The organism is Mumia flava, from assembly GCF_002797495.1.
Taxonomy (GTDB): domain Bacteria; phylum Actinomycetota; class Actinomycetes; order Propionibacteriales; family Nocardioidaceae; genus Mumia; species Mumia flava.
In genome coordinates this window covers 40,321-65,869 of sequence record NZ_PGEZ01000004.1, presented here as the reverse complement: position 1 = coordinate 65,869, position 25,549 = coordinate 40,321, and the positions used below count along the sequence as shown (strand labels likewise).

22 protein-coding genes, 1 rRNA gene and 1 other RNA gene are annotated in these 25,549 nt (G+C 72.0%); 16 read left to right on the top strand and 8 right to left on the bottom strand.

Annotated elements, in window-relative coordinates:
• From rrf to CLV56_RS20205, 9 genes are all read left to right on the top strand, one after another.
• Positions 1–94 (top strand): 5S ribosomal RNA (gene rrf / locus CLV56_RS20250); the annotation flags it as partial.
• Between the two features lie 155 nt (positions 95–249).
• Positions 250–1,395, top strand: coding sequence for a tetratricopeptide repeat protein (locus CLV56_RS21290; protein ID WP_157805242.1), 1,146 nt, complete (start codon positions 250–252; stop codon positions 1,393–1,395).
• A gap of 50 nt (positions 1,396–1,445) precedes the next feature.
• On the top strand, positions 1,446–3,089 hold the full coding sequence (locus CLV56_RS20235) for a sulfatase family protein (RefSeq protein ID WP_100415597.1): 1,644 nt from the start codon (positions 1,446–1,448) through the stop codon (positions 3,087–3,089).
• A 59-nt stretch (positions 3,090–3,148) separates the two neighbouring features.
• Positions 3,149–4,261, top strand: a complete 1,113-nt coding sequence (prfB, locus tag CLV56_RS20230; RefSeq protein ID WP_039339419.1) for a peptide chain release factor 2 — start codon at positions 3,149–3,151, stop codon at positions 4,259–4,261.
• 19 nt (positions 4,262–4,280) lie between these two features.
• Positions 4,281–4,970 carry a cell division ATP-binding protein FtsE gene (gene ftsE, locus CLV56_RS20225; RefSeq protein ID WP_039339452.1) on the top strand — a complete coding sequence of 230 codons (690 nt, stop codon included), beginning with the start codon at positions 4,281–4,283 and terminating at the stop codon, positions 4,968–4,970.
• Positions 4,971–4,982: 12 nt separating this feature from the next.
• Positions 4,983–5,903, top strand: coding sequence for a permease-like cell division protein FtsX (gene ftsX, locus CLV56_RS20220; protein WP_039339421.1), 921 nt, complete (start codon positions 4,983–4,985; stop codon positions 5,901–5,903).
• Between the two features lie 257 nt (positions 5,904–6,160).
• Positions 6,161–7,429 carry a M23 family metallopeptidase gene (locus CLV56_RS21105; protein WP_211288243.1) on the top strand — a complete coding sequence of 423 codons (1,269 nt, stop codon included), beginning with the start codon at positions 6,161–6,163 and terminating at the stop codon, positions 7,427–7,429.
• Between the two features lie 30 nt (positions 7,430–7,459).
• The gene (gene smpB / locus CLV56_RS20210) at positions 7,460–7,939 is read left to right on the top strand and encodes an SsrA-binding protein SmpB (protein ID WP_039339422.1); all 480 of its coding nucleotides are present in this window, start codon (positions 7,460–7,462) and stop codon (positions 7,937–7,939) included.
• On the top strand, positions 7,936–8,862 hold the full coding sequence (locus CLV56_RS20205) for an amidohydrolase family protein (RefSeq protein WP_100415595.1): 927 nt from the start codon (positions 7,936–7,938) through the stop codon (positions 8,860–8,862). Before smpB ends, CLV56_RS20205 begins: the two co-directional genes overlap by 4 nt.
• 134 nt (positions 8,863–8,996) lie before the next feature.
• On the opposite strand, the gene CLV56_RS20200 is transcribed toward CLV56_RS20205, so the two are convergent.
• A complete protein-coding gene (locus CLV56_RS20200; protein WP_157805241.1) occupies positions 8,997–9,722 on the bottom strand; it encodes a M23 family metallopeptidase in 726 nt (241 codons plus the stop codon).
• A 108-nt stretch (positions 9,723–9,830) separates the two neighbouring features.
• Here CLV56_RS20200 and ssrA point away from each other — a divergent pair.
• Positions 9,831–10,202, top strand: a transfer-messenger RNA (tmRNA) gene (ssrA, locus tag CLV56_RS20195).
• 224 nt (positions 10,203–10,426) lie between these two features.
• Positions 10,427–11,602, top strand: coding sequence for a thiolase family protein (locus CLV56_RS20190; RefSeq protein ID WP_039339427.1), 1,176 nt, complete (start codon positions 10,427–10,429; stop codon positions 11,600–11,602).
• A 248-nt stretch (positions 11,603–11,850) separates the two neighbouring features.
• On the opposite strand, the gene CLV56_RS20185 is transcribed toward CLV56_RS20190, so the two are convergent.
• The 5 genes from CLV56_RS20185 to CLV56_RS20165 form a co-directional block, all read right to left on the bottom strand.
• The gene (locus tag CLV56_RS20185) at positions 11,851–13,440 is read right to left on the bottom strand and encodes a DUF222 domain-containing protein (RefSeq protein ID WP_039339429.1); all 1,590 of its coding nucleotides are present in this window, start codon (positions 13,438–13,440) and stop codon (positions 11,851–11,853) included.
• Positions 13,441–13,622: 182 nt separating this feature from the next.
• A complete protein-coding gene (locus CLV56_RS20180) occupies positions 13,623–14,249 on the bottom strand; it encodes a TetR/AcrR family transcriptional regulator (RefSeq protein WP_100415594.1) in 627 nt (208 codons plus the stop codon).
• Between the two features lie 73 nt (positions 14,250–14,322).
• Positions 14,323–15,693 (bottom strand): phosphotransferase family protein, encoded by a 1,371-nt coding sequence (locus CLV56_RS20175; protein ID WP_039339459.1) that lies wholly within the window; start codon positions 15,691–15,693, stop codon positions 14,323–14,325.
• Positions 15,694–15,704: 11 nt separating this feature from the next.
• The gene (locus tag CLV56_RS20170) at positions 15,705–16,961 is read right to left on the bottom strand and encodes an acyl-CoA dehydrogenase family protein (protein ID WP_245858012.1); all 1,257 of its coding nucleotides are present in this window, start codon (positions 16,959–16,961) and stop codon (positions 15,705–15,707) included.
• A gap of 116 nt (positions 16,962–17,077) precedes the next feature.
• Positions 17,078–18,331: a carboxypeptidase-like regulatory domain-containing protein gene (locus tag CLV56_RS20165; RefSeq protein ID WP_039339431.1), complete on the bottom strand. Its 1,254-nt coding sequence runs from the start codon at positions 18,329–18,331 to the stop codon at positions 17,078–17,080.
• 149 nt (positions 18,332–18,480) lie between these two features.
• On the opposite strand from CLV56_RS20165, the gene CLV56_RS20160 reads away from it, so the two are divergent.
• The 3 genes from CLV56_RS20160 (at position 18,481) to CLV56_RS20150 (ending at position 22,797) form a co-directional block, all read left to right on the top strand.
• The gene (locus CLV56_RS20160; protein WP_039339433.1) at positions 18,481–21,249 is read left to right on the top strand and encodes an AAA family ATPase; all 2,769 of its coding nucleotides are present in this window, start codon (positions 18,481–18,483) and stop codon (positions 21,247–21,249) included.
• A 78-nt stretch (positions 21,250–21,327) separates the two neighbouring features.
• Positions 21,328–21,909 carry an alpha/beta fold hydrolase gene (locus CLV56_RS20155; RefSeq protein ID WP_039339436.1) on the top strand — a complete coding sequence of 194 codons (582 nt, stop codon included), beginning with the start codon at positions 21,328–21,330 and terminating at the stop codon, positions 21,907–21,909.
• A 39-nt stretch (positions 21,910–21,948) separates the two neighbouring features.
• Positions 21,949–22,797 carry an alpha/beta hydrolase gene (locus CLV56_RS20150; RefSeq protein ID WP_039339439.1) on the top strand — a complete coding sequence of 283 codons (849 nt, stop codon included), beginning with the start codon at positions 21,949–21,951 and terminating at the stop codon, positions 22,795–22,797.
• A gap of 34 nt (positions 22,798–22,831) precedes the next feature.
• On the opposite strand, the gene CLV56_RS20745 is transcribed toward CLV56_RS20150, so the two are convergent.
• Positions 22,832–23,392, bottom strand: a complete 561-nt coding sequence (locus CLV56_RS20745; RefSeq protein WP_157805240.1) for a Rho termination factor N-terminal domain-containing protein — start codon at positions 23,390–23,392, stop codon at positions 22,832–22,834.
• A gap of 73 nt (positions 23,393–23,465) precedes the next feature.
• Complete coding sequence (locus CLV56_RS20140) at positions 23,466–23,810, bottom strand: hypothetical protein (RefSeq protein WP_039339440.1); 345 nt, start codon at positions 23,808–23,810, stop codon at positions 23,466–23,468.
• 149 nt (positions 23,811–23,959) lie between these two features.
• On the opposite strand from CLV56_RS20140, the gene CLV56_RS20135 reads away from it, so the two are divergent.
• Positions 23,960–24,721 carry a CPBP family intramembrane glutamic endopeptidase gene (locus CLV56_RS20135; protein WP_100415590.1) on the top strand — a complete coding sequence of 254 codons (762 nt, stop codon included), beginning with the start codon at positions 23,960–23,962 and terminating at the stop codon, positions 24,719–24,721.
• A 56-nt stretch (positions 24,722–24,777) separates the two neighbouring features.
• Complete coding sequence (locus CLV56_RS20130) at positions 24,778–25,464, top strand: hypothetical protein (RefSeq protein ID WP_039339442.1); 687 nt, start codon at positions 24,778–24,780, stop codon at positions 25,462–25,464.
• Positions 25,465–25,549 lie beyond the last annotated feature (85 nt).

Below are 25,549 nucleotides of genomic sequence, written 5' to 3'. Positions count from 1 at the left end.
AACACCCGGTAACATTCCGAACCCGGAAGTTAAGCCCTTCAGCGCCGATGGTACTGCACGGGAGACTGTGTGGGAGAGTAGGACGCCGCCGGACATATTCTTGTGATGGAGGGGTTGGGACAGCCACCGGCTGACCCAACCCCTCCATCCATTTGTTTCCACCGGGAGCACCGCTGTGATGCGATTGCCCCGGTGGTTCTCGAGGTTGTGCGCCAGACTGGCAGCACACGAGACGACGGAAGGACGCCGATGAGCGAGCGCGGATCGGCAGGGGACGGGCGTCGCGACCGTGGCGGCTCCAGCAGCCGTGGGAGCGGTGGCGGCCGAGGTGGGTCGGGTGGACGCGGCTCGTCCGGACGCAGCGGGTCCAGCTCGAGCTCCGGCGGTTACCGCGGCGGCTCCGGCGGCCAGGGCAAGTCCGGCGGCTACCGGGGTGGGTCTGGTGACTCTGGTGGCTCTGGTGGGTACCGGGGCGGCTCCGGCGGCCAGGGCAAGTCCGGCGGCTACCGCGCTGGCTCAGGCAGCTCAGGTTCCGGGCGGTCCGGCGGCAAGGGCAGCGGTCCGCGCGACGACGGGCGACGCGACGACCGCGGCCGCGGCAAGGGGGGTCCGCGCGACGACCGCGGCCGCGGCAAGGGCGGTCCGCGCGACGACCGGCGGCGCGACGACCGGCGGCGCGACGACCGCGGTCGTGGCCCACGCGAGGAGCGTGGTTCGGAGCGGCCCCGCAGCGAGGCGCCCCCGATCCCCGAGGGCGTCAGTGGGGACCAGCTCGACAACGGCGTGCGCCGCCTCCTGAGCTCGCTCAGCGCGACCCGCGCGGACAACGTCGCCGCGCACCTCGTCGCGGCCGGCGTGCTCCTCGACGAAGACCCCGACCTGGCGTACAAGCACGCACGTGCCGCCCGTGAGCTCGCCCCGCGGATCGGCGTGGTCCGCGAGGCGGCCGGCGAGACCGCGTACGCCGCCGGCCGCTGGCAGGATGCGCTGGCGGAGCTGCGCGCCGCGAAGCGGATGTCCGGCGGGACCGACCACGTCCCCCTGATCGCGGACTCCGAGCGTGCGCTCGGCCGCCCCGACCGGGCGCTCAAGGTGATCGCGGAGTCCGAGGACAAGATCACCGACCCCGAGGTCCGGGTCGAGGCTGCGATCGTCGCGGCCGGCGCCCGTCGTGACCTCGGTCAGCTCGACGCTGCGCTCGCGATGCTCCAGCAGCAGCCCCTGCACCACAGCTCGCCGACGACGTGGCTCGCCCGGCTGCGCTACGCGTACGCCGACGCTCTGGTCGCCGCGGGGCGTGAGGACGAGGCGATCGAGTGGTTCCACCGCACGCTCGCGGCGGACCCGCAGCACTCCACGGACGCCCAGGCGCGGCTGGACTCCCTCGAGTCGTAGAATTCGACCTCGTACCTGTCCCTCGGACGTCGTCGCGTCCCTGCCTCGGAATGAGTCTCGTGCAGCGTCGTCGTGTCCTGGTCGCCCTGGCCCTCGCGGTCTCGGCCGTGCTCGTCGGGATCACAGCCGTCGTGTCCCAGGTCCTGACCGGAGGCGGCCCCGTGGGGGCGAGCGTGAGCCAGGGCCAGGCGACGATGCGCCCCAACATCGTGCTCGTCCTGGCCGACGACCTCGACATGTCGCTCGTGCGGACGATGCCGAACGTCCAGGCGCTGAAGCGTCGGGGAGCCACGTTCACCAACTCGTTCGTCGTGGACTCCCTGTGCTGCACGTCGCGATCGGCGTTGATGACGGGGATGTACCCGCACAACAACCGGGTGTTCACCAACGGTGGCGGGCCGGACAAGGCCAATCCCCTCGGCGGCTACCCGGCGTGGAAGAAGCACGACGACGACTCCAAGTCGCTGGCCGCAGCCCTGACGACGCGCGCCGGCGGCAGCTACCACACCACCTTCATGGGGAAGTTCCTCAACCGCTACCGCGGTGCGGGCGGCTCCGCCGTCCCGCAGGGGTGGGACGAGTTCCACGCCATCACCGCCGGCGGGTACCGGATGTGGAGCTACAAGATGACCGACGCCGTGAAGCGCTCCGGCGAGAGCGTGATCTCCAACCGACGGTACGGCCGGGCCGCGGCCGACTACAGCACGGACGTCCTGCGGCGGATGGCGGTCCGGTCGATCGAGTCGCGTGAGCGCAGCGACGCCCCGTACTTCCTCGAGATCGCGCCGTTCGCGACCCACAAGCGCAAGCGGAAGGTCCGCGCGACCGACCCGCTGTTCTCTCCCGCGCTGCGCGACCGTGCGACGAAGCGCAGCGCCGGCGACTGCGGCCGCGTGCCGTGCGCGCGGCTGCGTGTGCGCGATCGCCCGGGCTTCAACGACGACCAGCGCGACAACCGCCCGCGGTACGCCGACGGGCGCCTGGCGGCGGCGTGGAACGAGAACAACCGGGCCGGCAAGCGCAAGACGAAGCGGCTCGAGAACCACTACCGCAACCGCGCCCGGATGGCGCAGTCGCTCGACGACCTGCTCGGCGCGGTGATGCGGTCCGTCGGCCCGGACACCTACGTGATCTTCACGTCGGACAACGGCTACCACCTGGGTGAGTTCCGGCTCGGGATCGGCAAGCGCACCGCGTACAAGGTCGACCTGCAGGTCCCGCTGATCGTGGCCGGGCCCGGCGTCGTCACCGGCTCCCGCGGGCAGGTCGTCCAGAACATCGACCTCGCGCCGACGATCGAGCAGCTCGCCGGCAACCGACCGTCGCCCGACCGGGACGGGTCGTCGCTGGTGCCGGTGCTGCGCAACCCGCGAGCGAAGGGCAACCGCTTCGCCTTCGTGGAGCACACCTGGTCCGAGCCCGTCGGTGACGACCCGGACCTCGAGGGCTCCGACAACCTGAAGCGCTCGTACGTCGCCGTCCGCAACCGCGACGCGCTGCTGGTCCGCTACGCACACCCCAGCGGCCACCCGTCGCTCGTGTCGTACGAGTTCTACCGGGGCCTGGCACGAGTCGGCTCGTTCGAGAAACGGAACCAGTTCCGGCCCCAGGACCCGACGGTCAAGGCGATGATGCGCAAGTTGGACGCCTACGTCGACTGCGCCTCGGCCAGCTGTCGGGCGCTGACCCGCTGACGGACGCCGACCCGCTGCCGCGCCCTGGCCCGCTGAGGTGGGCGGGTAGGCTCGCACCTGTGGCACGGGACTACGACGCAGCACTGAAGGCACTCGGCACGACGATGACGTCGATCGAGTCCGTCCTCGACCTCGACGCGATGCGGGCCGAGATCGCCGACCTCCAGGAGCAGGTGGCCGCGCCCGACCTGTGGGACGACCAGGCCAACGCCCAGCGCGTCACCGGCCGGCTGTCGGTCCTGCAGGCCGAGCTGGAGCGTGTGAGCGGCCTGCGGTCACGGATCGACGACCTCGCGGTCCTCGTCGAGCTCGGCACCGAGGAGGGCGACAGCGACGTCCTGGCCGAGGCCGACGTCGAGCTGGGGCGCCTGGAGCAGGCCGTCGAGGCGCTCGAGGTCCGCACCCTGCTGTCGGGCGAGTACGACGCGCGCGAGGCGCTGGTGACGATCCGCTCGGGCGCCGGGGGTGTCGACGCGGCGGACTTCGCCGAGATGCTCCAGCGGATGTACGTCCGGTGGGCCGAGCAGCACAAGTACCCGGTCGAGGTCTACGACACGTCGTACGCGGAGGAGGCGGGGATCAAGTCGACCACCTTCGCCGTCAAGGCGCCGTACGCCTACGGCACGCTGTCGGTGGAGTCGGGCACGCACCGGCTCGTGCGGATCTCCCCGTTCGACAACCAGGGCCGCCGGCAGACGTCGTTCGCCGCGGTCGAGGTCGTCCCGGTGCTGGAGCAGACCGACGAGATCGACATCCCCGAGGACGAGGTCCGCGTCGACGTGTACCGCTCGTCCGGCCCCGGCGGCCAGAGCGTCAACACGACCGACTCCGCGGTCCGGTTGACCCACCTGCCGACCGGCGTCGTGGTGAGCTGCCAGAACGAGAAGAGCCAGCTCCAGAACAAGGCGAGCGCGATGGTGATCCTCAAGGCGAAGCTGCTCGCCCTGAAGAAGGCCGAGGAGCGCGCCCAGCTCGACGAGCTGCGCGGTGACGTGCAGGCGTCCTGGGGCGACCAGATGCGCTCGTACGTGCTCAATCCGTACCAGATGGTCAAGGATCTCCGGACGGAGTACGAGACGGGCAACACCCAGGCCGTGTTCGACGGCGAGATCGACCCGTTCATCGAGGCAGGAATCCGCTGGCGGCGTGGCGCTGAGGCTGCCGCTTCCTGAGCCTGCGTACACTCGCACGGTGATCCGCTTCGAGAACGTCACGAAGACCTACCCCGGTCAACCGAGACCCGCTCTCGACTCGATCAATCTTGAGATCGAGAAGGGCGAGTTCGTGTTCCTGGTCGGGCAGTCCGGCTCCGGCAAGTCGACCTTCCTCAGGATGATCCTGCGGGAGACGCGGCCGAGCACAGGACGGGTCTACGTCGCCGGCAAGGAGATCAACCGCCTGGCGAACTGGAAGGTGCCGAAGCTGCGTCGTCAGCTCGGCACGGTGTTCCAGGACTTCCGCCTGCTCCCGAACAAGACCGTCTCGGAGAACGTCGCGTTCGCGCTGCAGGTCATCGGCAAGTCCCGCTCGGAGATCCGTCGGGTGGTCCCGCAGACGCTGGAGCTGGTCGGGCTCGAGGGCAAGGGCGAGCGGATGCCGGACGAGCTGTCGGGCGGTGAGCAGCAGCGCGTGGCGATCGCTCGTGCCTTCGTGAACCGTCCGATGATCCTGATCGCCGACGAGCCGACGGGCAACCTCGACCCGCAGACCTCCGTCGGCATCATGAAGCTGCTCGACCGGATCAACCGGACCGATACGACCGTGCTCATGGCGACCCACGACGTCGGCATCGTCGACCAGATGCGCAAGCGGGTGATCGAGCTGTCCGGCGGGCACCTCGTCCGCGACCAGTCGCGCGGCGCCTACGGCTACGAGAACTGACGAGACGATTCGATGGCACTCGGAAGCATCTTCAACGAGCTCACCACGGGCATCCGACGCAACTTCTCGATGACGGTCTCCCTCGTCGTCACGATGAGCGTGTCGCTGGTGCTGGCATCGCTCGGTCTGCTGCTGCAGGCTCAGGCGGACCGCACCGAGACCTTCTTCGGCAACCGGCTGCAGATCCAGGTCAACCTCTGCACCCAGAACTCCTCCGCGGACACGTGCGTCGGCGGCCGCGCCACCGAGCAGCAGGAGCAGGCCGTCGAGGCCGCGCTCGACGAGAATCCGGAGGTCCGCTCGTACGAGCGCTGGACGCCGGAGGAGAACTACGAGCTCGCGCAGGAGCGCCTCGGCCAGAACGCCGAGGGGCGCAAGCAGCTCGAGGCGCTCGGACCGGAGTCGTTCGGCGTCTCCTACCGCGTGACTCTGGTCGACCCGAACCAGTCCGAGGGGATCACCAGCCAGCTCACCGGGATCGACGGGGTGGCGAGCGTGATCAGCCTGCGCGACCTGCTCGCGCCGTTGTTCGAGGTGCTCTCCAAGCTGCGCTGGGCCGCGCTCGGCACGTCGCTGCTGCTGATCGTCGCAGCCGTGCTGCAGGTCTCGAACACCATCCGGATGACCGCGTACGCCCGTCGCCGCGAGATCGGCATCATGCGGCTCGTGGGTGCGTCCACCTGGCACATCCAGCTCCCGTTCATCCTCGAGTCGCTGGTCGCGGCACTGATCTCGGCCGGCCTCGCGTGCCTGGGCCTGGCCGCGTTCATGCAGTGGGTGGTCTACGGCTTCCTGCGCGACCGTCTGGGGGCGTTGACGACCTGGGTCAGATGGCAGGACGCCGGCGGGGTGATGATCTACACCACCGTCCTGGCGATCCTGCTCGCGCTGATCCCGACGCTCGTGATGACGCGCCGCTACCTCAAGGTGTGACACGGGCCGGCGCGGTCCGGCGACCCGAGGGGCCCGTCGGACGCGCCCGAGCGTGATGAAATGCCGGGTTCTGGCGGAATGGGCGGATACGTTCATCCCGACCTGTCCCCGAGCAGAGGCAGCGTGTGGTGCGAGTCTTCCCCCTCGTTCCTGTACGTGCCGCCTTGGTTCTGGTTCTCCTGCTCTGCGTCACCGCAGCGGTCGCGAGTCCCAGTTCCGGCGACGACAAGGACGACCTCAGAGACCGACGTCAGGACGTGACGTCGGACATTGCCGGTGCCCGATCCGACCTGGACGCCTCCTCGGCGAGGCTGGCGAACGCGACCCGTGCGCTCCAGTCCGCCCAGACCAGTCTCACGTCGGCGCGGGCGACGCTGGCGACGACCCGGACCCAGCTCGCCGCGGCGCAGGCGCGTGACGCGGCGATGCAGGCTGCGCTGACCGAGGCCGAGGACGAGCTCTCCGACGCGCGGACCGAGGCGAAGAAGGGCCGCAAGCGCAGCCGCAAGGCCGAGCGCGTGCTGGAGCGGACGACCGTGGAGCAGCTCCAGTCCGGTTCTCCGAGCCTGCGGGCCTTCTCGGCGCTGGTCAACGGCGTCGACGCCGCGACGTACGCCGAGCAGGTCAGCCTCGACACGGCGGTCACCGAGGCCCGGCTCGCCCAGGGCGATCAGCTCGAGGCGACCCAGGTGATCCTGGCCCTGACGCGCGAGAAGGTGAAGAAGGCGCGCGACGTCGTCAAGGTGAAGCGCGAGGCGGCGGCGGAGAACCTCCAGCTGCAGGAGGAGCTGACCGCGCAGGCCGAGGAGCAGGAGGCGCAGGTCGCGACGCTCGTGCGCTCGACCGCCGAGGCGCGTCAGGAGGCGGCGAAGGCCAAGCAGTCCGACGCGGTCCAGCTCCAGGCCCTGGAGTCGGAGCGCGACCGGATCAGTGCCCGGCTCAAGGCGATCGCACGGGCCGAGGCGCGCGCGGAGCGGCGGCGCCAGGAGCGCCTGGAGCGCAAGCGGCGCCAGGAGGCCCGGAAGAACGACAAGAAGAGCTCCGGCGGCGGTGGCGGCGGAGGGGGCGGCGGCTCGTCGTCCGGCGGCGGCTCCTCCTCCGGCGGCGGCGGCGGCGGTGGCGGTGGTGGCGGCGGCGGCCTCTCGTACCCCGTCTCCGGCCCGATCACGTCGTCGTACGGGATGCGCTTCCACCCCATCCTGCACGTCTGGAAGCTCCACGACGGCACCGACTTCGGCGTCGGCTGCGGGACCCCGGTGTACGCCGCCGCGAGCGGCACGGTGATCGGCGCGTACTACAACGCCGGCTACGGCAACCGCGTCATCATCTCCCACGGCCGGATGCGGGGGGCGAGCGTCGCCACGACGTACAACCACCTCTCGCAGTTCTCCACCTACGAGGGCCAGTACGTCAGCCGTGGCGAGACGATCGGCTACGTCGGGAGCACCGGGTACTCCACGGGATGCCACCTGCACTTCATGGTCCTGAAGAACGGCAACACCCGGGACCCGATGAACTGGCTGTAAACGTCTGGACGCGACCTGGACAATGGAGGAATGGCCAAGGAACCGGGCAGGAAGCTGATCGCGCAGAACCGCAAGGCGCGGCACGACTACCACGTCGACGACACCTACGAGGCGGGGTTGGTGCTGACCGGCACCGAGGTCAAGTCGCTGCGCGAGGGCCGCGCGAACCTCACCGACGGCTGGGCCGACATCGAGGACGGCGAGGTGTGGCTGCACGGCGTGCACATCCCCGAGTACGCACAGGGGACGTGGACCAACCACACGGCCCGCCGCAAGCGGAAGCTGCTGCTGCACCGCCGTGAGATCGAGAAGATCGAGAAGGCCGTCTCCAACCCGGGCGTGACCCTGGTCCCGCTGTCCCTCTACTTCTCCTCCGGCCGCGCGAAGATCGAGGTCGCGGTCGCCCGGGGCAAGAAGGCGTGGGACAAGCGGCAGGCGATCGCCGAGCGGCAGGCGACCCGAGAGGTGCAGACCGAGATCGGCCGCAGGATCAAGGGGATGCCGGGATGACCGACCCCCTTCCGGGCGCTGCGTTGTCCGATGCTGCGTTGTCGGATGCTGCGTTGTCCGATGACGGGCTCCCGGAGTTCTGCGCACGGCTCGGGATCCCGGGGCTGTTCGACGCTCACGTGCACTTCCTCCCGCCGCGGGTGATGCAGAAGGTGTGGTCGTACTTCGACGCCGCCGGCCCGCTGACGGGCCGCGAGTGGCCGATCACCTACCGCTGGTCGGACGGGGAGCGGGTCGCGCACCTGGAGCGGATGGGGGTGCTCCGCTTCTCCGCGCTGCCGTACGCGCACAAGCCGGGGATCGCGGAGTTCCTGAACGACTGGGCCGCGGACTTCGCCGACACCTACGGCAACGCCCTGCGCAGCGCCACCTTCTACCCGGAGCCGGAGGCCGGGGCGTACGTCCGCGCGCGGATCGACGCCGGGACCGAGATCTTCAAGACGCACATCCAGGTGGGGGAGTTCGACCCGACCGACCCGATGCTCGACGAGGTGTGGGGTGCGCTGACCGACTCGCAGACACCGGTCGTCGTGCACGCGGGCTCGGGACCGGCGCCGGGGAGGTTCACCGGGCCGGAGCTGATCGGACGTGTGCTGGCGGCGTTCCCGACGCTGCCGATGATCGTGGCGCACATGGGCGTGCCGGAGTACGGCGCGTTCCTCGACTTCGCCGAGCGCTACCCGAACGTGCGGCTCGACACCACGATGGTCTTCACCGACTTCACCGAGGAGACCACGCCGTTCCCGACCGACGACCTGGGGCGCCTGAAGGACCTGCAGCCGCGGGTGCTGCTCGGGTCGGACTTCCCGAACATCCCGTACGCGTACGCCCACCAGGTCGAGGCGCTCGCGCGGCTCGACCTCGGTGACGACTGGCTGCGCGACGTCCTCTGGCGCAACGGCCTGGCGCTGTTCGACGCCTGAGCTCCTCCCGCTGGTCGAGGCGCGAGGGTCACCCATCCGCTGGTCGAGGCGCGAGGGTCACCCATCCGCTGGTCGAGGCGCGAGGGTCACCCATCCGCTGGTCGAGGCGCGAGCGGAGCGAGCGATCGAGACCCTCACCCCGCCACGCGTAGGCGCAGCACCCGACGCGGGCTGACGGCCGACAGGTACGACCCCCGGGCCGGGCGGACCTCGACGTGCAGGTGCGGGCCGTCCGGCGCGCCCCGCGCCCCGGATCGGCCGACCAGGTCGCCGCGACGGACCCGGTCGCCGTGGGACACCCGACGCGATCGCAGGTGTCCGAGCAGGACGTCGCGGCCGCGCGAGCGGATGATCACCGCACGGCTGCCGTACGCGGACCCGAGCCCGCGGGTCACGATCCGTCCCCGCACGCCCGCGTACACCTTCGTGCCCTTGCGCATCGCGAGGTCGAGGCCGTGGTGGAAGCCGCGGCCCCGGGCGCAGCGTGACGACGGCGGATACCAGGGAGCGCGGGTGCAGCCGAACGGGATCATGCGGCGGTGGGCGCCTGCGTACCAGCGCGAGGTGTAGCACCGCCTGTCCTTCGTCCAGAACCGGCGCGTGCCGTCGGCCGTCCGGCGCGGTCCCGACCGGCACGCCCGGCGGGGTTCCGCGCGGGGCGTCGTACGGGGAGTCGTGCGGTCGGCGGTCCGCTGCGGCGCCGAGGAGGCCGCCGGCCGGGCCGCGGTGGTGGATGCGCTCGCAGCAGGAACGACGGCGTTCGCGGACGAGCCGCCGTCGCTGCGCGCAGTGTCGCCGTCCGTGCCCGCGCACCCGGCGGCGAGCACGGCCGCCAGCAGGAGCCATACGCACGGCCTCACTCGTGCAGGGTAGATCGGCCGCGCCGGGAATACCGTTCGTCCGGGGCGGGTTGTGCGGGGTAGAGTTCAGGCGTCGGTTCCACCGGCGCGTTTTGACAACATCACAGCGGGGCTGATCGGTTTCGACTTCGGTCGTACGAATCAGGAGAAGCGAGCCGAGAATCCAAGGTCATCTCGTGAACGTTCCTTGGAAAACAACAAGTGCCGATTCCAAGCGCACTGACTTCGCTCTCGCCGCCTGAGGCGAGTACCGCGAAGGGTCGGCCTGGGAGCGCCTCCGTCCCAGTCACCGGCCTCAGCTAGGAGGCTTGCTCTGTTAGTCCGGTCGCGGGACTGACAGGGGACATTCACAGCGACTGAGCCTGTCGACGACGTGTTCGTCCGAGCGTCGGGGCTGAGAACACGACATGACGAACTGCGCTCGGAGAAGTCCTGGTCCTGCGCTGGAGGACGCGGGTTCGATTCCCGCCAGCTCCACCATCCGCCGTCGTTCGCGACGGTGCCCCGCACGGTCGACGACGGCCGGTCCGGCTCCCGCCGGGCCGGCCGTCGTCGTGCTCGGGCGAGCGCGGACCGGGGCGAGCATGCCCGCAGCGAGGTCGGCCGAGACACGGCGGTCGCGGTCCTGCGGTGCCTTGACAGCGATCTCTCCTGCTCCCAGAATTGAGCGAGCGCTCAGTCAATCCACCAGAGAGGCCCCCGCCATGCGCCGTGCCGTGATCGTCGACGTCGTCCGAACCGCCTCCGGCAAGGGCAAGCCCGGCGGCGCCCTGTCCGGGGTGCATCCCGCCGAGCTGCTCGCCACCACGCTCACCGCGCTGATCGAGCGCACCGGCGTCGAGGCAGGGAAGGTCGACGACGTGATCGCCGGCTGCGTCGACCAGGCCGGCGACCAGGCACTCAACATCGGCCGCACGGCCCTGCTGACGGCGGGCTTCCCCGAGACCGTCCCCGCGACGACGATCGACCGGCAGTGCGGCTCCAGCCAGCAGGCCGTGCACTTCGCCGCGCAGGGCATCATGGCCGGCGCGTACGACGTGGCCATCGCCTGCGGCGTGGAGTCGATGAGCCGGGTGCCCATGGGCACGCCGACCATGGACGGAGACCCGTTCGGGCCGCTCGCCCAACGTTTCGCCAGCCTGCCCCCGCAGGGGATCGGCGCCGAGCTGATCGCGTCGCGGTGGAAGCTCTCGCGCGGAGAGGTCGACGCCTACGCCGCGCGTTCGCACCGGCTCGCCGCGGAGCACACGACGAGCGGGAGGTTCGCCGACGAGATCGTGCCGGTCACGCTGCCGGACGGCACCGTGCACGCCGCCGACGAGACGGTGCGGGCGAGCACGACGGCCGAGGGCCTCGGCGGCCTGCGTCCCGCGTTCGCGAACGACCGCTACTCCGAGCAGTATCCGGAGATCGACTGGGTGATCACGCCGGGCAACTCCTCGCCGCTGACCGACGGCGCATCGGCCGCGCTGCTGATGGGCGAGGACACGGCCGCGGCCCTCGGGCTGACCCCGCGCGCCGCGCTGCACAGCTTCGCGGTGTGCGGATCGGACCCCGAGATCATGCTCACCGGGCCGATCCCGGCGACCCAGAAGGTGCTCGAGCGGGCCGGGCTGGCGATCGACGACATCGACGCGTACGAGGTGAACGAGGCGTTCGCGCCGGTGCCGCTGGCGTGGGCCCAGGAGCTCAACGCCGACCCGGAGAAGCTGAACCCCCGCGGTGGCGCGATCGCGCTCGGCCACCCGCTCGGGGCCTCGGGGACGCGCCTGCTGGCCACCCTGGTGAACCACCTCGAGGCGACCGGCGGGCGCTACGGTCTCCAGACGATGTGCGAGGGCGGCGGCATGGCCAACGCGACCGTCGTCGAGCGCCTCTGAGGCGCAGCGCCGAGCGAAAGGACACGTCCGCGTACCCCGGCGCGTACCTCGAGACCAATCCTGACCGGCCGCGGCGTGGTTCAAGGACTCCGAGGGGAACGTGCTCTGCCTGCACTCGGTCGGCTGAGAGTCGGCAGCGGCGCGCGGCGAGGCGAGGCGACCCACCGCCCACGGCGCGCCTCACCCGAGGGCGACCGCGAGGGCTCAGCCCGGGTGCCTGGGCTCAGGGGCGAGTCGAGGGCAACGGGTCAGTCGTGGGGCGGGTCGTCGGGCAGGTGTGTTGCTTCGTCCCATGCCGCTCTGGCGTCGGCGTTCTCGTGATCGAGGCGTGCTTGACGGACCATCGAGCACAGCCGTCGCTCGAGCGGTGAGGTCGGGGGTCTTGTCACGATCATCGTTGGTCCGTGACCGTGTGGACCGGGTCGCGTCGAGGTGTAGCGGTGTCCGGTGGGGGTCGTCCAGGTGACCACGCGTGGGGCGTCGGCGACCCCGCCGTGCAGGGAGTCTCGCCTGTTCGGGTCTGGTCTGCTCGGGGCTGGCGTGCTCGGGTCTGGTCTGTTCGGGGCTGGCGTGCTCGGGTCTGGTCTCTTCGGGGTTGGCTTGTCGGGGGTTGGCTGGTCGGGTGGTGGGCCACTGGTCTCGCCGGTGACGCGCCAGCCGTGCGCTTCCTTGGTCTGGTTGCTGCCGCGGCAGGCCGGGTCGGCGTTCGCTCCTGTCGACGGGCCGCCTCGATGGTGGGGCAGGCGGTGGTCGATGTCACGGGCCCGGCAGTCGCACCAGGGCCGCAGGCACTCGGCGTCGACCGAGCGGACGAGCCGTGCGACCGCGGGTGGGAACCGGCGACGTCGTGGATCCGCGTGCGACAGCCGCTGCCCGTCGGCGCGGGTGAACAGGCGGCGGATCCAGGCCGTGGCTCCCGCGTCGGTGACCAGCTCACGGGCCAGCTCGGCCGGGACGGCTCCGTAGCCGTCCAGGACCGCCGGTGTGTCCTCGGTGCCGAAGAGCGTCTCGGGTCGCATGAGGAGGCTGATCTCGGTGCGGATCGGCGCCCGGCCGTCGGTGTCGACCGCGGCACCGGTGAGCCGCTCGAGCGCGGTGTCGGCGAGCAGCTGCGACACGGTGCGGGGATCCCCGTCGGCCCGTCGGGCGCTCGCGTGGTCGTCGAGGGCGTGGTAGGCCGCTGCGAGCTGCTCGGCCGGGCCGTAGACCCGCAGCGTCGCCATCGTGTCGAGCTCGCGGGTCAGGCTCACCTGCCGCTCGCCCCGTGCCCGCATGGTCCGGACGTAGCCCGCGTGCGGATCGAGGGCAAGGGTCAGCCGCCGGGCTGCCTTGCCCGCGCGCTTCGGGGTCAGGGACCCGAGGCTCTCGGCGAGCTCGGAGTCGAGACGCGCACGGTGCTCGGCGGAGAGGAACTGCACCTCACGGCACACCTCCCGCACCACACCGACAGAGATCGCACCCTGCTCGAACAGCGCGGCCGTCGACGGCAGCTCCTGCAGCATCCGCGACTCGAACAGCGACTGGCCCGACGCCGACGCCGAGACCTGGCGTGCCATCGCCACCTCGGTGCGCAGCGACCGCTCGATCGTCTCCTCGTGCTGCGGCACATGCGTGACCGCACGCCGCCGCGCCTCGAGCGCCGCGACCGCGGTCGTCTGCGTCGCCTGCGTCACCCGCACCAGCCGCTCGCACAGCGCGACCACCTCGACCTCCGCGGCCCCCATCGCGACATCACCCGGGTCGAGCGCGGCGATCTGCTCGAGCACCCCGTCGACGGCGTCGACCACCCGGCTGCGCAGAGCCTCCACAACCGTCGAAGGCGACACCGATTCGAACATGTGTACAGACTACGGCGGGACACCGACAGTCTGGATCTGTGATGTCTCGGGACATCAGACCGACAGCTCGGCTCTTCGCGTCGTTCGCCTCCATCGCGCGGGGCGCTTCCTGGACCGCGGCGGGATCGACCACCGAGCCGTCGGGCCGAGCCGCCGGGCCGAGCCGAGCCGAGCCGTCGGGCTCAGCCGCCGTGGCCGACGGTGGCGAGGGACAGCGGCACGTAGCGGGCGGCGATCTCCTCGCCGCTGAGCGTGCCGTCGTCACGGAACCACCGCGCGATCGACTGCCACATCCCGAGCAGGGCCCGAGCCGCCTCGTGCACGTCGGTCGGGTGGAACTGCCCGCTCTCCACCCCGTCGGCAACGACCCGGTCGACCAGCGCGTCGATGCGCCGGCGCGGGGCCGCGTACCGGGCGCGGCTCTCCTGCCCGAGGTAGCGCGCCTCCAGGTCGAGCGCCGCGAGCTTGTGGCGCGTGGTCATGTGCAGCACCACCACCTCGGTCAGGTTGGACAGCGCCTGCACCGCGTCGTCGGCGTCCGCGACTGCAGCCTCGGCACGGTCGGCGACGTCGTCGGTCCCGAGCAGGAGGAGCGTGACGAACAGCGCCTCCTTGCTCGGGTGGTGGTAGTAGAGCGCCGGGACGGTCACGCCGACACGTCGCGCGATGTCGCGGACGGTCGTGCCGTGGTATCCGTGCTCGTAGAACGCCTCCAGGGCACCGGCGAGGATCGGGGTCAACGGCACGGGCTCGAACGTGCGCCAGTCGCGCGACGTCCCTGCTGCGGTCGCGCTCCGGTCCGTCGTCATCCCGCCTCCCTCGGCCTGGCCACATCATAGGGCGCGGGCAGCCGCCGGCCGCGGTGCCCGGCGCCCGCCCCGGTCATCCCGGCTGCGCGGTGTGCGCGGGGTTGGCCACCGCGAGCCGGTCCCGCACGCTCTCCCGCACGACCTCGGCGACCGCCTCCCAGCGGTCGTCGAGCGACCCCGTCACGATGGCGCGGCTCAGCTCGTCGTCGTCGGCGACGCCGAGCCGGTCCAGGCGTACGCGGTGGCGCGCGCGGTGCTCCTCGCCGAGCCGTGCCTCGCGGCGGACGGTGCGCGCCAGGTTCGTGGCGACACGGGCCTGGAAGCCGACGCTCCCGCCCGCCGGCACCACCTCCGTACCGAGGAAGTGGAGCAGCCCGTCGAGCAGGTCGTCGCTCGTCGGGCTCCCGTACGGCCCGGTGGCGGCGGGCGGCGCGTCGTCGAGGACCTCGCGCGTCTCGTGGGGGTGGTCGAGGCCGAGCCCGAGCAGCACGTCGAACTCCTGCTCCGCGGACCGGCGCCCGATCGCGACCATCTCCATCGACCGCTCGGCACCGCTGAGGTGTCGGTCTGCCTGGACGCGGCACATCAGCCCCCACCGCACCGTCGCGTAGCGCTCCCACCACGCCAGCCGCGCGTCGGACGGGCGCCACCCGGCGACCTCGGCGTACGCGTCGAGGAGCTCGTCGCGTGTCCCCAGACCGCCGGCCGGGTGCGGCGAACCGAAGCGCCAGACCTTCGCGCACAACCAGCCGAGATCCTCGACCGGGTCGCCGCGGTGCACCAGCTCCCAGTCGAGCACCGCGCGCAGGCCGTCGGGGCCGACCATCAGGTTGCCCAGGCGGAAGTCGCCGTGCACGAGGCACTCTGCGCCCGGCTCGGGACGCTCGTCGTGCAGAGCGCGCAGGCCGAGTGCGAGCCCCGGCGCTGGTGGGCGAGCCCCGGCGAGGTCGTCGAGCGCGGCGAGCGGCTCCGGCGCAGGAGCGAGCAGGTCGTCACCGACCTCGATCGTGTGCAGGCGGGCGAGGGTGGCGCCGAGCTCACCGACCAGCCCTGTGCGGGCCGCCGCGAAGCGGTCGTCGCGCAGGATGCGGCGTGCGATCGTCTCGCCGTCGATGCGGTCCATCAGCATGTACGCGGCGCCGAGGGCGGGGTCCGTCCCGACGGCGTGGACCCTCGGGACCGCGACCCCGGCGTCGTCGGCGGCACGCATCGCGGCGGCCTCGACCTGCAGGCTGACGCCTCCGAGCCCGCCGGTCTCGTCGATCCGCAGGACGAGCTGCTGCTCGTCGCCGTCGCCCGTGGTCACGGCGAGCGTCTCCCGGCTCGCGCCTCCGGTCAGGCGCTCCAGCAGCACGGGTCCGGCCGTCCCCGTCGCGTCGCGGACGAGCTGCTGGAGGCGCTGCGCACGTTCGTGTGCGGGGTCGCTCGGCGTCGCGGTGCTCATCGTCCGCGCGCTCACAGGTATCCGAACAGGTGACCGGCGACCCGACGCATCTGGATCTCGTCCGACCCTTCGGTGATCCGGTAGCGGCGGTGGTGGCGGTAGATGTGCTCGAACGGCAGGTGGCGGGTGTATCCGAGTCCGCCGTGCACCTGGATCGCGCGGTCGGCGGCATCGCAGACGAGTCGGTTGCCTCGGTAGTTGCACATCGACACGAGGTGGCCGATCTGCACGAGCGGCTCGTCGGCTTCCTTGAGCGCGTCCATCTGCGCGGACACCGAGCGGACGAGCGTGCGGACCATCGCGGCCTCGGTGTGCAGCTCGACCAAGGGCCACTGGATCGCCTGGTTGCGTGCGAGCGACCGCCCGAAGACGGTCCGCTCCTTCGCGTACGCCACCGAGCGGTCGATGCAGTACTGCGCGGCGCCGACGCCCGAGGCGGCCTGGCGGATGCGGTTCTCGTGCACGAACGTCTGGGCGACGGCGAGCCCTTCGCCCTCGGCCCCGAGGATCGACGAGGACGGGACGCGGACGTCGTCCAACCTGAGCTCGACGTGGTCGCTCGGCATGTTGAACGTCCACCAGCGCATCGGGACGTCCAGCCCGGGAGCGTCCATCGGCACGATGAACGCCGTGATGCCGGTGGCGTCGCCGTCGTCACCGGACGTGCGGGCGAAGACCACGTCGTGGGTCGTGCTCGGCCCGAGCGTGTTGAACCGCTTCGCGCCCGAGATCAGCCAGTCGCTGCCGGCGCGCACGGCACGCGTCGTCATCCAGGTCGCGTCGGAGCCGTGGTCGGGCTCGGTGAGCGCGAAGGCGAGGCCGGCCTCGCCGCGGATCGACGGCTCGACGAGCTGCTCGCGCTGCTCGGGCGTCCCGAACCGGTGCAGGAGCTCGACGAAGACGAGGTTGCCGACGATCGAGTGCTCGTTCTGCAGGTCGTTGTGCAGCCCGAGCCCCCGGGCCGCGAGGTGCTCGCGGATGATCGCCATGTCGAGGTTCGTGCCGTCGCGGCCGCCCAGCTCGGACGGGATCCCGTACCGGTAGAAGCCCGCTGCATCGGCCCGCCGGCACGCCTCGGCCAGGAGGTCGAGCCAGTCCTGGCTCGGCGCGCCGTCGCGCTCGAGGTCGGTGCGGGCGAACTCCCGCCGGTGGTCGAAGAACCGGAGGTTGTCGTCGGCTTCCTCGAGCGGGCGGATGTCCTCGTCGATGAACGCGTCCAGCGCGGCGAGCAGGTCCGTCACCCGGCTCGGGGTCTCGTGGTCGGTCACGGACCACATCCTGCTGCTGAGCGAGCGATCAGTCAACGGCGCCGGAGGGGCGACGACGACGGCGGCGCCGGTGCCCGAGCACCGACGCCGCCGTCGATCGTCCGCGTCCGCGTCTGCTAGCGCTTGACGCGCTTCGTCTTCGCGCTGGTCCGCTTCGCCGTCGTGTACGAGGCCTTGCGGCCCGTCACGCTCACCCGGATCTTCTTGCCGACGTCGCGCTTGGTCACCTTGTACTTCGCGCGGGTGGCCTTCTTGATCGCCTTGCCGTTGCGGGTCCAGCGGTACGAGAGCTTCACCGCGCCCGGTCCCCAGGAACCGGCCTTGGCGCGCAGCGTCCTGCCCTTCTTGGCCTTGCCCTTGATCCGCGGCTTGCTGGACTTCAGCGTGCCGACGACCTTGCCGGTCGCCCGCGAGGTCCGCGCGTACCACTGGCGACCCTCGGAGTCCTTCGCGGTCTGGGTGACGCTGATCCGCTTGCCCGCCTGAGCGTTGCTCACCGTGAACGAGCGCTTCGTGGCTCCGGTGATCGCCCGGCCGTCCGCCTTCCAGCGGTACGAGACCGACAGGCCGGCCTTCGACCAGGCGCCGGCGCTCGCCGTGAGCGTGCGGCCGTTGCGCACGGTGCCGGACACGCTCGGCGCGGCCCCGCTCCTCAGACGGACGGTGTGCTTCGCGTGGGTGCCGCCCGTGACGGTGAACGGCGTCGCCTCGCTCGGCTTCGAGCCGGACTGCCAGCAGGTCAGGACCGCAGTCGGCCCGGAGTAGCCGGACGGGACGCCGAAGCAGGCGCGGTACTTCTCGAAGTAGGTGCTCTCGGTGAACCGGTAGCGGCCGTTGCGGTCGGTCTCGTTCGGGCCGTACTGCGGCAGGTCCCACACGCCGTTGCGGAGGACCTCGAAGATCACGGGCGCGCGCACGAGCCTGCGTCCGTCGGGACCGAGCACGGTGAAGTCGGCGGTGGCGAGCTCGGTGAGCGTGAAGTTCTTCGTGTTCGTGCCGGAGGCGAGCGACACCGCCGTGTCGACGTAGCGGTACGGCCAGCCGTTGTTGGTGTGCTCCTCGTCGACGGACACGCTGATCCAGTGCGTCCCGGTGGAGAGGTCCGAGGTCTGGGGCCACGCGCTGCTGTCGTAGCGCCCGTTCGCGTCGGTGTAGATGAACTGGCCGCCGTCGGTCTGGTTCTTGCGGATCAGGACGTTGGCGTGTGCGACGGGGCGTCCGGCTCCGTCGGTGATCGTGCCCACCACGGTCACGCCGGCGGCCTGGGCCGGCGCGGCGACGAGGGTGGAGAGGAGGATCGCGAGGACGGCCGTGAGGCCGATCAGCAGGCGACCGCGCGCACGCGGCCGCGGCGTCGTCGAGGACGTCATGGTCATGCTCCCGGGGGGTGTCCGGGTGCCCGTTGCCCCCGGATGGCGAATTCAGTGTAAGGGGTGCGATCGCGGGCCTCGCCGCGCCCGCGGGGGCTCGTGCGTGCACGTGGTGCCCGGTGACCAGCCCCAGGCTCTAGGGTCGTGCCGTGAACGCGCTCGTCGGCCGGGTGGCCGAACGTGAACGCCTGGCAGCGGTCGCCGCATCGGCGGCCGAGGGCTTCGGCGAGGTCCTGGTCGTCCGGGGTGACCCGGGAGTCGGCAAGACGGCACTGCTGGACGATCTGGCCGACGGTGTCGACGGGCTCCAGGTGGTGCGCCTCCTCGGTGTCGAGACCGAGGCCGGACTCGCCTTCGCCGGACTTCAGCGGCTCCTCCTGAGGTACCGCGCGCTCGGTTCGGCGATGCCGGAGATCCAGCGCGCCGCGCTGCGGGTCGCGCTCGGGCTCGAGGCGGGCCCGCCGCCCGATCGCCACCTGGTCGGCCTGGCGACCCTGACGCTGCTCGCCGAGGCCGGGCACGACCGGCCGATCGTCTGTGTCGTCGACGACGTCCAGTGGCTCGACCAGGAGTCGCTCGACGCGCTCACGTTCGTCGCCCGCCGCATCCACGCCGACCGGGTCTCGATGGTGCTGGCAGCCCGCACGTCGATCGCGGTGGCGGCGCTGGCCGGCCTGCCGGAGCTGCGTCTGGAGGGTCTCGAGCACGCCGCGGCCCACGAGCTCCTGTCGCGCTCGGTCGCCGGCGACCTCGACCCGGTGATCGCCGGCCGCATCGTGGAGGCGACCCGCGGCGTACCGCTGGCGATCCTCGACCTCGGGGACGAGCTCGGCGGTGACCAGCTCTCCGGCGGTGCCACGCTCCCGGACCCGCTGCCGCTCGGGGGCCGGCTGGAGTCGCACTACCTGGAGCGGGTCGGCGAGCTGGGCACGGGCAGCCGGACCTGGCTGCTGCTGGCCGCGGCCGAGCCGAGCGGTGACCTCGCCCGGGTCAGCGCCGCCGCGTCCGCCCTCGGCATCGATCCGTCGGACGTGCGTGCGGCCGAGGAGACCGGCCTGGTCCGCACCCGGGGCCGGGTGCGGTTCCGCCACCCTCTGGTCCGCTCCGCCGTGTACGGCGCCGCCGACACCGAGGACCGGCGTCGGGTCCACGACGCGCTCGCCGCCGTGACCACCGACCCGGTCGACGAGGACAGCAGGGCCTGGCACCTCGGCGCCAGCCGGGTCGAGCCGGACGAGCACGTGGCCGGCGTCCTCGCGCGGGCGGCCGACCGGGCGCGCGACCGGGGCGGCTACTCCGCGCGGGTGTCCTTCCTGGTCCGGGCCGTCGAGCTCACCCCGGCGGGGCCGGCGAGGATCGACCGTACGCTCGCGGCCGCCGAGGCGGCGGCGATCGGTGGGGCGCCGGTGCAGGCGAGCCGGCTGCTCGCGTCGCTCGAGGAGACGGAGCTCGACCCGGTCGGGCTGGGCCGCAGCCTCATGGTCCGCGCTGCCGTGCACGTCTACTCCGGACTCGCGGACGCCAGCGCCGACGTGCCCGCGATGTACCTGCGCGCCGCGCGGGCGTTCGAGGCCTCCGACCCGGTACGGGCACGGGAGGCGCTCGTGCGCTGCGCGTCGAACCTCGGCGGCGCCGAGTGGATGATGCGCGGCTGCTCCGTCGAGGAGGCCGCGACGACGATCCGCGAGATCGTCGGCGAGGAGCCGAGGGACGTCGCGGGGACGGCGCTGGCTGCGCTCGCGTCCTTCGCGCTCGACCCGTACGAGGTCGCAGCACCGCAGATGCGCGCGGCGGTCGACGCGATCGCGTCGGATCGGGTGAGCCCCACCGAGCTGCTCGAGCTCGGCATGCTCGGGATGGTGCTCGCGACCGGGCTGCTCGACGACGACGCGCGGACGACGATCCTGACCCGCAGCGCCGAGGTGGCGCGGGCGGCCGGTGCGCTCTACCCGCTCGACGTCTTCCTGTGGGTGCGCTCCCTGACCGAGGCCGACATCGGGCAGCTGGAGTCGGCCGGGCGTCTGCTCGCCGAGGTCGGCCAGGTCCGCGACGCGATCGGCCTGACCCCCGACCAGCAGGAGATGTTCAAGAACGTCGAGTACCTCGCCTGGTGCGGCCGCGGACCCGATCTCGAGGCTCAGATCGAACGATCCGGGCAGGCGGCGGTGGCGCTCGGCCTCGGCGGGGCGGAGACGATGGCGCGGGCCGCGTCCGCGCTGCTCGCCTCGTGCGCTGGTGACTACGAGACCTCGTACCGCCTGTCCGCCGGCATCGTCGAGCAGAACCATCTCCAGGTCGCGCAGCGCGCCCTCGTGAACCTGGTCGAGGCCGCGGTCTTCACCGGGCGCGACGAGGAGGCCCGGCGCGCGCTCGTGCGGCTCGAGTCCATCGCCGCCGCCTCGCCGACCACCTGGGCCCGCGGGCTCGCCGCGGTCGGTCGGGCGCTGGTCGCGACCGACGACGAGACCGAGGTCGCCTTCCGCGAGGCGGTCCAGATCCTCGAGCCCACGCGGAACCTCGCCGCCCTCGGCCGTGCGAGGCTGCTGTACGGCGAGTGGCTCCTGCGGCGGCGTCGGCGCGCCGACGCCCGGTTCCAGCTACGGGGAGCGCTGGGGGTCTTCGAGCGGATGGGCGCGGTGCGCTTCGCGGAGCGTGCCCGCCGCGAGCTGCTCGCCAGCGGCGGCACCGAGGGCCCGGGAGACGCAGCCGGGCCCACCCGGACCTCGGACCTGACGGCACGGGAGGCCACCGTCGCGGCGATGGCGGCGGCGGGGTCGACCAACGCCGAGATCGCGGCGGCCCTGCTCCTGAGCCCGCACACGGTGGACTTCCACCTGCGCAAGGTCTTCCGCAAGCTCGGCGTCACCAGCCGGCGCGAGCTCGCCGGGACGCTCGACGCGGCCGAGCGGATCTCGTAGCCGCGGACGCAGAGACTACGTGCCGCACGTGATTCCACGGCCGCGTCCGGGCTCCAGACTCGGAACGGGGTGGTTCCGATGGGCACGGTGGTCGCCGACGACGGCGCCGAGATCTCCTACACGGAGCAGGGCGACGGCCGCCCCGTCGTGCTCTCGTACGGGTGGCCGCTGGACGCGGGCCCGTGGGCGGTGCAGCAGCGCGCGCTCGCCGCGCGTGGCTACCGTGCCGTCGCGCACGACCACCGCCGTCCCCGGTCGCGCGCGCCCGGCGCGGCCGGCACCGTCCACGACACCGTCGTGGACGGCCTCGCCCGCCTGATCGGGCTCCTCGACCTGCGCGACGCCACCCTCGTCGGGTACGCCACCGGCGGTGGGGAGGTCGCGCGGCACGTTCGGCGGCACGGCACCGACAGACTCGCCCAGATCGTGCTCGTCTCGGCCGTCCTCTCCTCCCTGGCCGACCTCGATCGTTTCGACGTGCCGACGCTCGTCGTGCACGGCACCGACGACGAGGTGGTGCCGCTCGCGCTCGGCGGCGCGCAGTACGCCGAGCGGATCCCGCGTGCCCGCCTGCTGGTGTACGCCGGCGCGTCGCACCGCCTGCCCGAGACCCATGCCTCCCGCCTCACCACCGACCTGCTCGCGTTTCTCGCCACCTGAGCCGTACGACCGGTACGGCCGACCACGAAGGAGACCGTCATGACCGATCCGACCACCGAACCGCCGACCCCGCTCAGTCCCGACACCGTCGTCCTCGTCCACGGACTGTGGATGACGCCGCGCAGCTGGGAGCACTGGGTGACGCACTACGAGGCGCAGGGGTACCGCGTCCTGACACCCGGCTACCCGGGATTCGAGATCGAGGTCGAGGCGCTGCGGGAGAACCCCGACGTGATCGCCGAGCAGAAGGTGCCCGCGATTGTCGACCACATCGCCGCCATGATCGCCGAGCTCGACGCACCGCCGATCATCATGGGCCACTCGTTCGGCGGCACGCTGACGCAGCTGCTGCTCGCTCGGGGGCTCGGGTGCTCCGCGGTCGTGATCGACTCCGCGCCGACCGAGGGTGTGCGGGTCAACCCGCCGTCGCAGGCCAAGTCGCTGTTCCCGATCCTGAAGAACCCCGCGACCCGGCACCGGGCGGCGGGGTTCACGCCCGCACAGTTCCACTACGCGTTCACGAACACGCTGAGCCGAGAGGAGTCGGACGCGGTCTACGAGCGCTACCACATCCCGGCTCCGGGATCGTTCGTGTGGGACTACGGGCTCTTCGCGAACCTCAAGCCGGGTCACCAGGAGACCTGGGTCGACTACGCGAACGACGACCGGGCGCCGCTGCTGTTCATCGCGGGCGGTCGCGACCACATCATGCCGGCCTCGGTGAACAAGTCGAACGCGAAGCACTACCGCAAGTCCGACGCGGTGACGGAGTTCCACGTGTTCCCCGAGCGGTCGCACTGGACCTGCGGGGAGCCGGGGTGGGAGGAGGTCGCCGACATGGCGCTCTCCTGGGCGGTCGTGCACGCGCGTCGACCTGACGAGACGTGATCGCGAGCGCCGAGGCGTACGGCGCCGAGCCGGGTCAGGAGGACTGGAGCGCGGCGACGAGCGCGCCCTTGTTCATCCGCGAGTAGTTCTTGACGCCCTGCGCCCGTGCGGCCTTGCGCAGCTCGGCGACGGTCATGTCGCCGTACGCGGAGGTCGCCCTGCTGGGCGGCGCCGTCTTGGTCGGTGACGCCTTCTTGGTCGGTGACGCCTTCTTGGTCGGTGACGCCTTCTTGGTCGCGGACGCCTTCTTGGTCGGTGCGGCCTCCGTGGGGGCGGACGCCGTCGCGCTCGCCTCGCTCGCGGCCTGCCTGGCCGAGTCCGCTCGCCGGACCGCTGTCTCGGCCAGCTTGGCGAGCTCGGCGCGGGCCGCCTCGGCGGAGTCCACGATCCGCTTCTGTGCGGACTTCGCGGTCTTGCGGATCGCCTTCTCGGCGTCGGCGCGCGCTGCCTCGGCGTCCTTGCGTGCCTTCTTGAGCCGGCGGGTGGTGTCGTCGAGCGCCTTCTCCAGCTCGGCGATCCGCTCCCGCAGCGCCTCCTCGACCTTGTCGGCAGCGGACTTCTTGGTCTTCTTCGCCTGCTTCTGCTTCTTCGCCACGTGTCCTCCCGGGCGTCGGCTGGTCGTACGGCCCAGCGTACGGCCGCGCGACCGGTCTCGTGGGTCGGCCGCGTCAGTCCCGTGGTGGGGCGGGATCACCCGAGCGGTCACCGGACCGGCGGCGCTCGCGCAGCCACGACCGCAGCTCGTCGGTGATCTCGTCGGCTCCGCCCTCGTCGGTGGGAGCACCGTCGGCCGCTGACGTGCTCGCGGCGTTCGTGGTGCTCGCGTCGGTCGCGTCGGTCGTGTCGTTCGCGTCGGTCGCCAGCCTCCAGCCGCTCCCGGTGGCGCCGTCTCCGGCGATGCTCGAGGCGAACGCGCCCAGGTCGGTGATGGCCTGGTGCCCGGGGTCGCGCGGTGCGCCGGAGGCCCTGACCTGCTCGCGCTCCTGGGCACCCTTGCCGCGGAACACACCCATGGTCGCCTCCTCGCTCGCGCCCGACGCGTCTGCGTACCCTCCAGCGTAGGCGGCGGCGGAACCCGCCACAGCAGGCGGATCGGCCGGTACGCTTCCGGCCCAGGACTCCCGATGCTCGTCCCGGCGGCGCCCGACCGAGAGGACACCCGATGCGGATCACCCCCGGCCCGGTCGCTGCGATCGTGACCTTCGTCCTGTACCTCGCGGTGTTCTACGGGATCTGGATCCTGAACGAGATCGACTACGACCGGATCGGTGAGTCCACCGAGACCGCCCTGGCGTGGTACGTCGCCCCGCTGACCGGGGGAGCGGTGCTGCTGGTCGTCGCCGTCACCGTGCTCGGCTGGTGGCGACCGGTGCTGTTCGAGGCGCAGCGACTGAGGTCGCCGTGGTGGTTGTGGATCGCGCCGGCGGTGATGCTCGCGATCACCGCGGTCTTCCTGCTCACCGAGGACGTCGGTGACGCGACGACCACCTTCGTGCTCGTGGTGGCGCTGGGGAGCCTGGGGGTCGGCTTCTGCGAGGAGGTGGCGACACGGGGGGTCCTGCTCACCGGCTTCCGTGCGCGTCTGACCGAGCCGACGGCGTGGTTCCTCAGCACGCTGCTGTTCGGGCTCCTGCACCTGCCGAACTGGTGGTTCGGCGCCGGTCCCGCCGCGGCCGGCCAGGTGGCGCTCGCCTTCATGACCGGTTCCGTGCTGTACCTGGCGCGCCGGCTGTCTGGCTCGTTGTTCCTCGCGATGGCGCTCCACGGGGTCTGGGACTTCGCGGCGTTCGTCGGCGACGTCCCGACCGCGGTGGGTCTCCTGGTCGTCGTGAACGGTGTGGTCGGGCTGGTGCTCACGATCCTCCTGGTGCGCCGCGAGCGCGGTCGACGCACGGTGCTGGCGGGGTTCGCCCCTCGGGCCTGAGCGTCGGAGCGGCGTTCCGACCCCGTCGACCCCACCCGGAGGGCTAGCCTGAGCCCGTGCTCGCCACCTTGATCAGCCTCGCCGGCCTGGGGCTCGTGATGAGCTTCAGCCCGACCCTGTACGCGCTCGAGGTGACCGTGCTGACCCGCGCCGACCACCCCGTACGCCTGAGTCACGTGATCGTGGCCGGGGTGCTGACGGGCGCGGCCGGGATGGTGCTGCTCCTGCAGGTGTTCAACCCCGACGCGTGGGCCCAGCTGCTCAGCGGGAGGGTCCAGGCGGTCCTGCTCCAGCGGGGGTTCGACATCGTGGTGGGATCGGCGTTCGTGCTCGTCGGGGTGCGGCTGATCGCCCGCCGCCGCGAACCCCGCCCGGAGCGCTCGAAGCCGCGCGGCCGCATCCTCGAGAGCGCGCGAACGCTGTTCGCCTTCACCTCCCTCAACACGCTCGCGAGCGTCGGCGGCGCGGCGAGCACGTACGTGGCGCTGCGACTCATCCGCGAGGCCGACGGGGACCTCCTCCTGCACACCGTGGCGTTCGCCGTGTTCTTCGCTGCGATCATCGCTCCGTACGTCCTCCTGCTGTGGGGCGCGGACCGCCTGCCGTCGCTGCGTGCACGCTCGGAGCCCGCTGCCGAGTGGCTGCGCGCGCAGCCGTGGCACCGGATCGGCGGGATCGCCCTGATCGCCGTCGGCGGCGTGCTGGTCGGGGCCGCGCTCACGGACTGGTACGGCGCCGCCTGAGGCGACGGCGCGACGCTTGCGGTTGCGGGCCCGGTCGGTCGCCGCGAAGGTGGATGCCGATGGCGACGATCGGCGGCGACACGTG

Excerpts from the sequence above, each read along its gene's own strand:
- CLV56_RS21290 (WP_157805242.1), top strand. The coding sequence starts at position 250 with ATGAGCGAGCGCGGATCGGCAGGGGACGGGCGTCGCGACCGTGGCGGC.
- CLV56_RS20235 (WP_100415597.1), top strand. The coding sequence starts at position 1,446 with ATGAGTCTCGTGCAGCGTCGTCGTGTCCTGGTCGCCCTGGCCCTCGCG.
- ftsX (WP_039339421.1), top strand. The coding sequence starts at position 4,983 with ATGGCACTCGGAAGCATCTTCAACGAGCTCACCACGGGCATCCGACGC.
- smpB (WP_039339422.1), top strand. The coding sequence starts at position 7,460 with ATGGCCAAGGAACCGGGCAGGAAGCTGATCGCGCAGAACCGCAAGGCG.
- CLV56_RS20205 (WP_100415595.1), top strand. The coding sequence starts at position 7,936 with ATGACCGACCCCCTTCCGGGCGCTGCGTTGTCCGATGCTGCGTTGTCG.
- CLV56_RS20190 (WP_039339427.1), top strand. The coding sequence starts at position 10,427 with ATGCGCCGTGCCGTGATCGTCGACGTCGTCCGAACCGCCTCCGGCAAG.
- CLV56_RS20185 (WP_039339429.1), bottom strand. The coding sequence starts at position 13,440 with ATGTTCGAATCGGTGTCGCCTTCGACGGTTGTGGAGGCTCTGCGCAGC.
- CLV56_RS20180 (WP_100415594.1), bottom strand. The coding sequence starts at position 14,249 with ATGACGACGGACCGGAGCGCGACCGCAGCAGGGACGTCGCGCGACTGG.
- CLV56_RS20175 (WP_039339459.1), bottom strand. The coding sequence starts at position 15,693 with ATGAGCACCGCGACGCCGAGCGACCCCGCACACGAACGTGCGCAGCGC.
- CLV56_RS20165 (WP_039339431.1), bottom strand. The coding sequence starts at position 18,331 with ATGACGTCCTCGACGACGCCGCGGCCGCGTGCGCGCGGTCGCCTGCTG.
- CLV56_RS20155 (WP_039339436.1), top strand. The coding sequence starts at position 21,328 with ATGGGCACGGTGGTCGCCGACGACGGCGCCGAGATCTCCTACACGGAG.
- CLV56_RS20150 (WP_039339439.1), top strand. The coding sequence starts at position 21,949 with ATGACCGATCCGACCACCGAACCGCCGACCCCGCTCAGTCCCGACACC.
- CLV56_RS20140 (WP_039339440.1), bottom strand. The coding sequence starts at position 23,810 with ATGGGTGTGTTCCGCGGCAAGGGTGCCCAGGAGCGCGAGCAGGTCAGG.
- CLV56_RS20135 (WP_100415590.1), top strand. The coding sequence starts at position 23,960 with ATGCGGATCACCCCCGGCCCGGTCGCTGCGATCGTGACCTTCGTCCTG.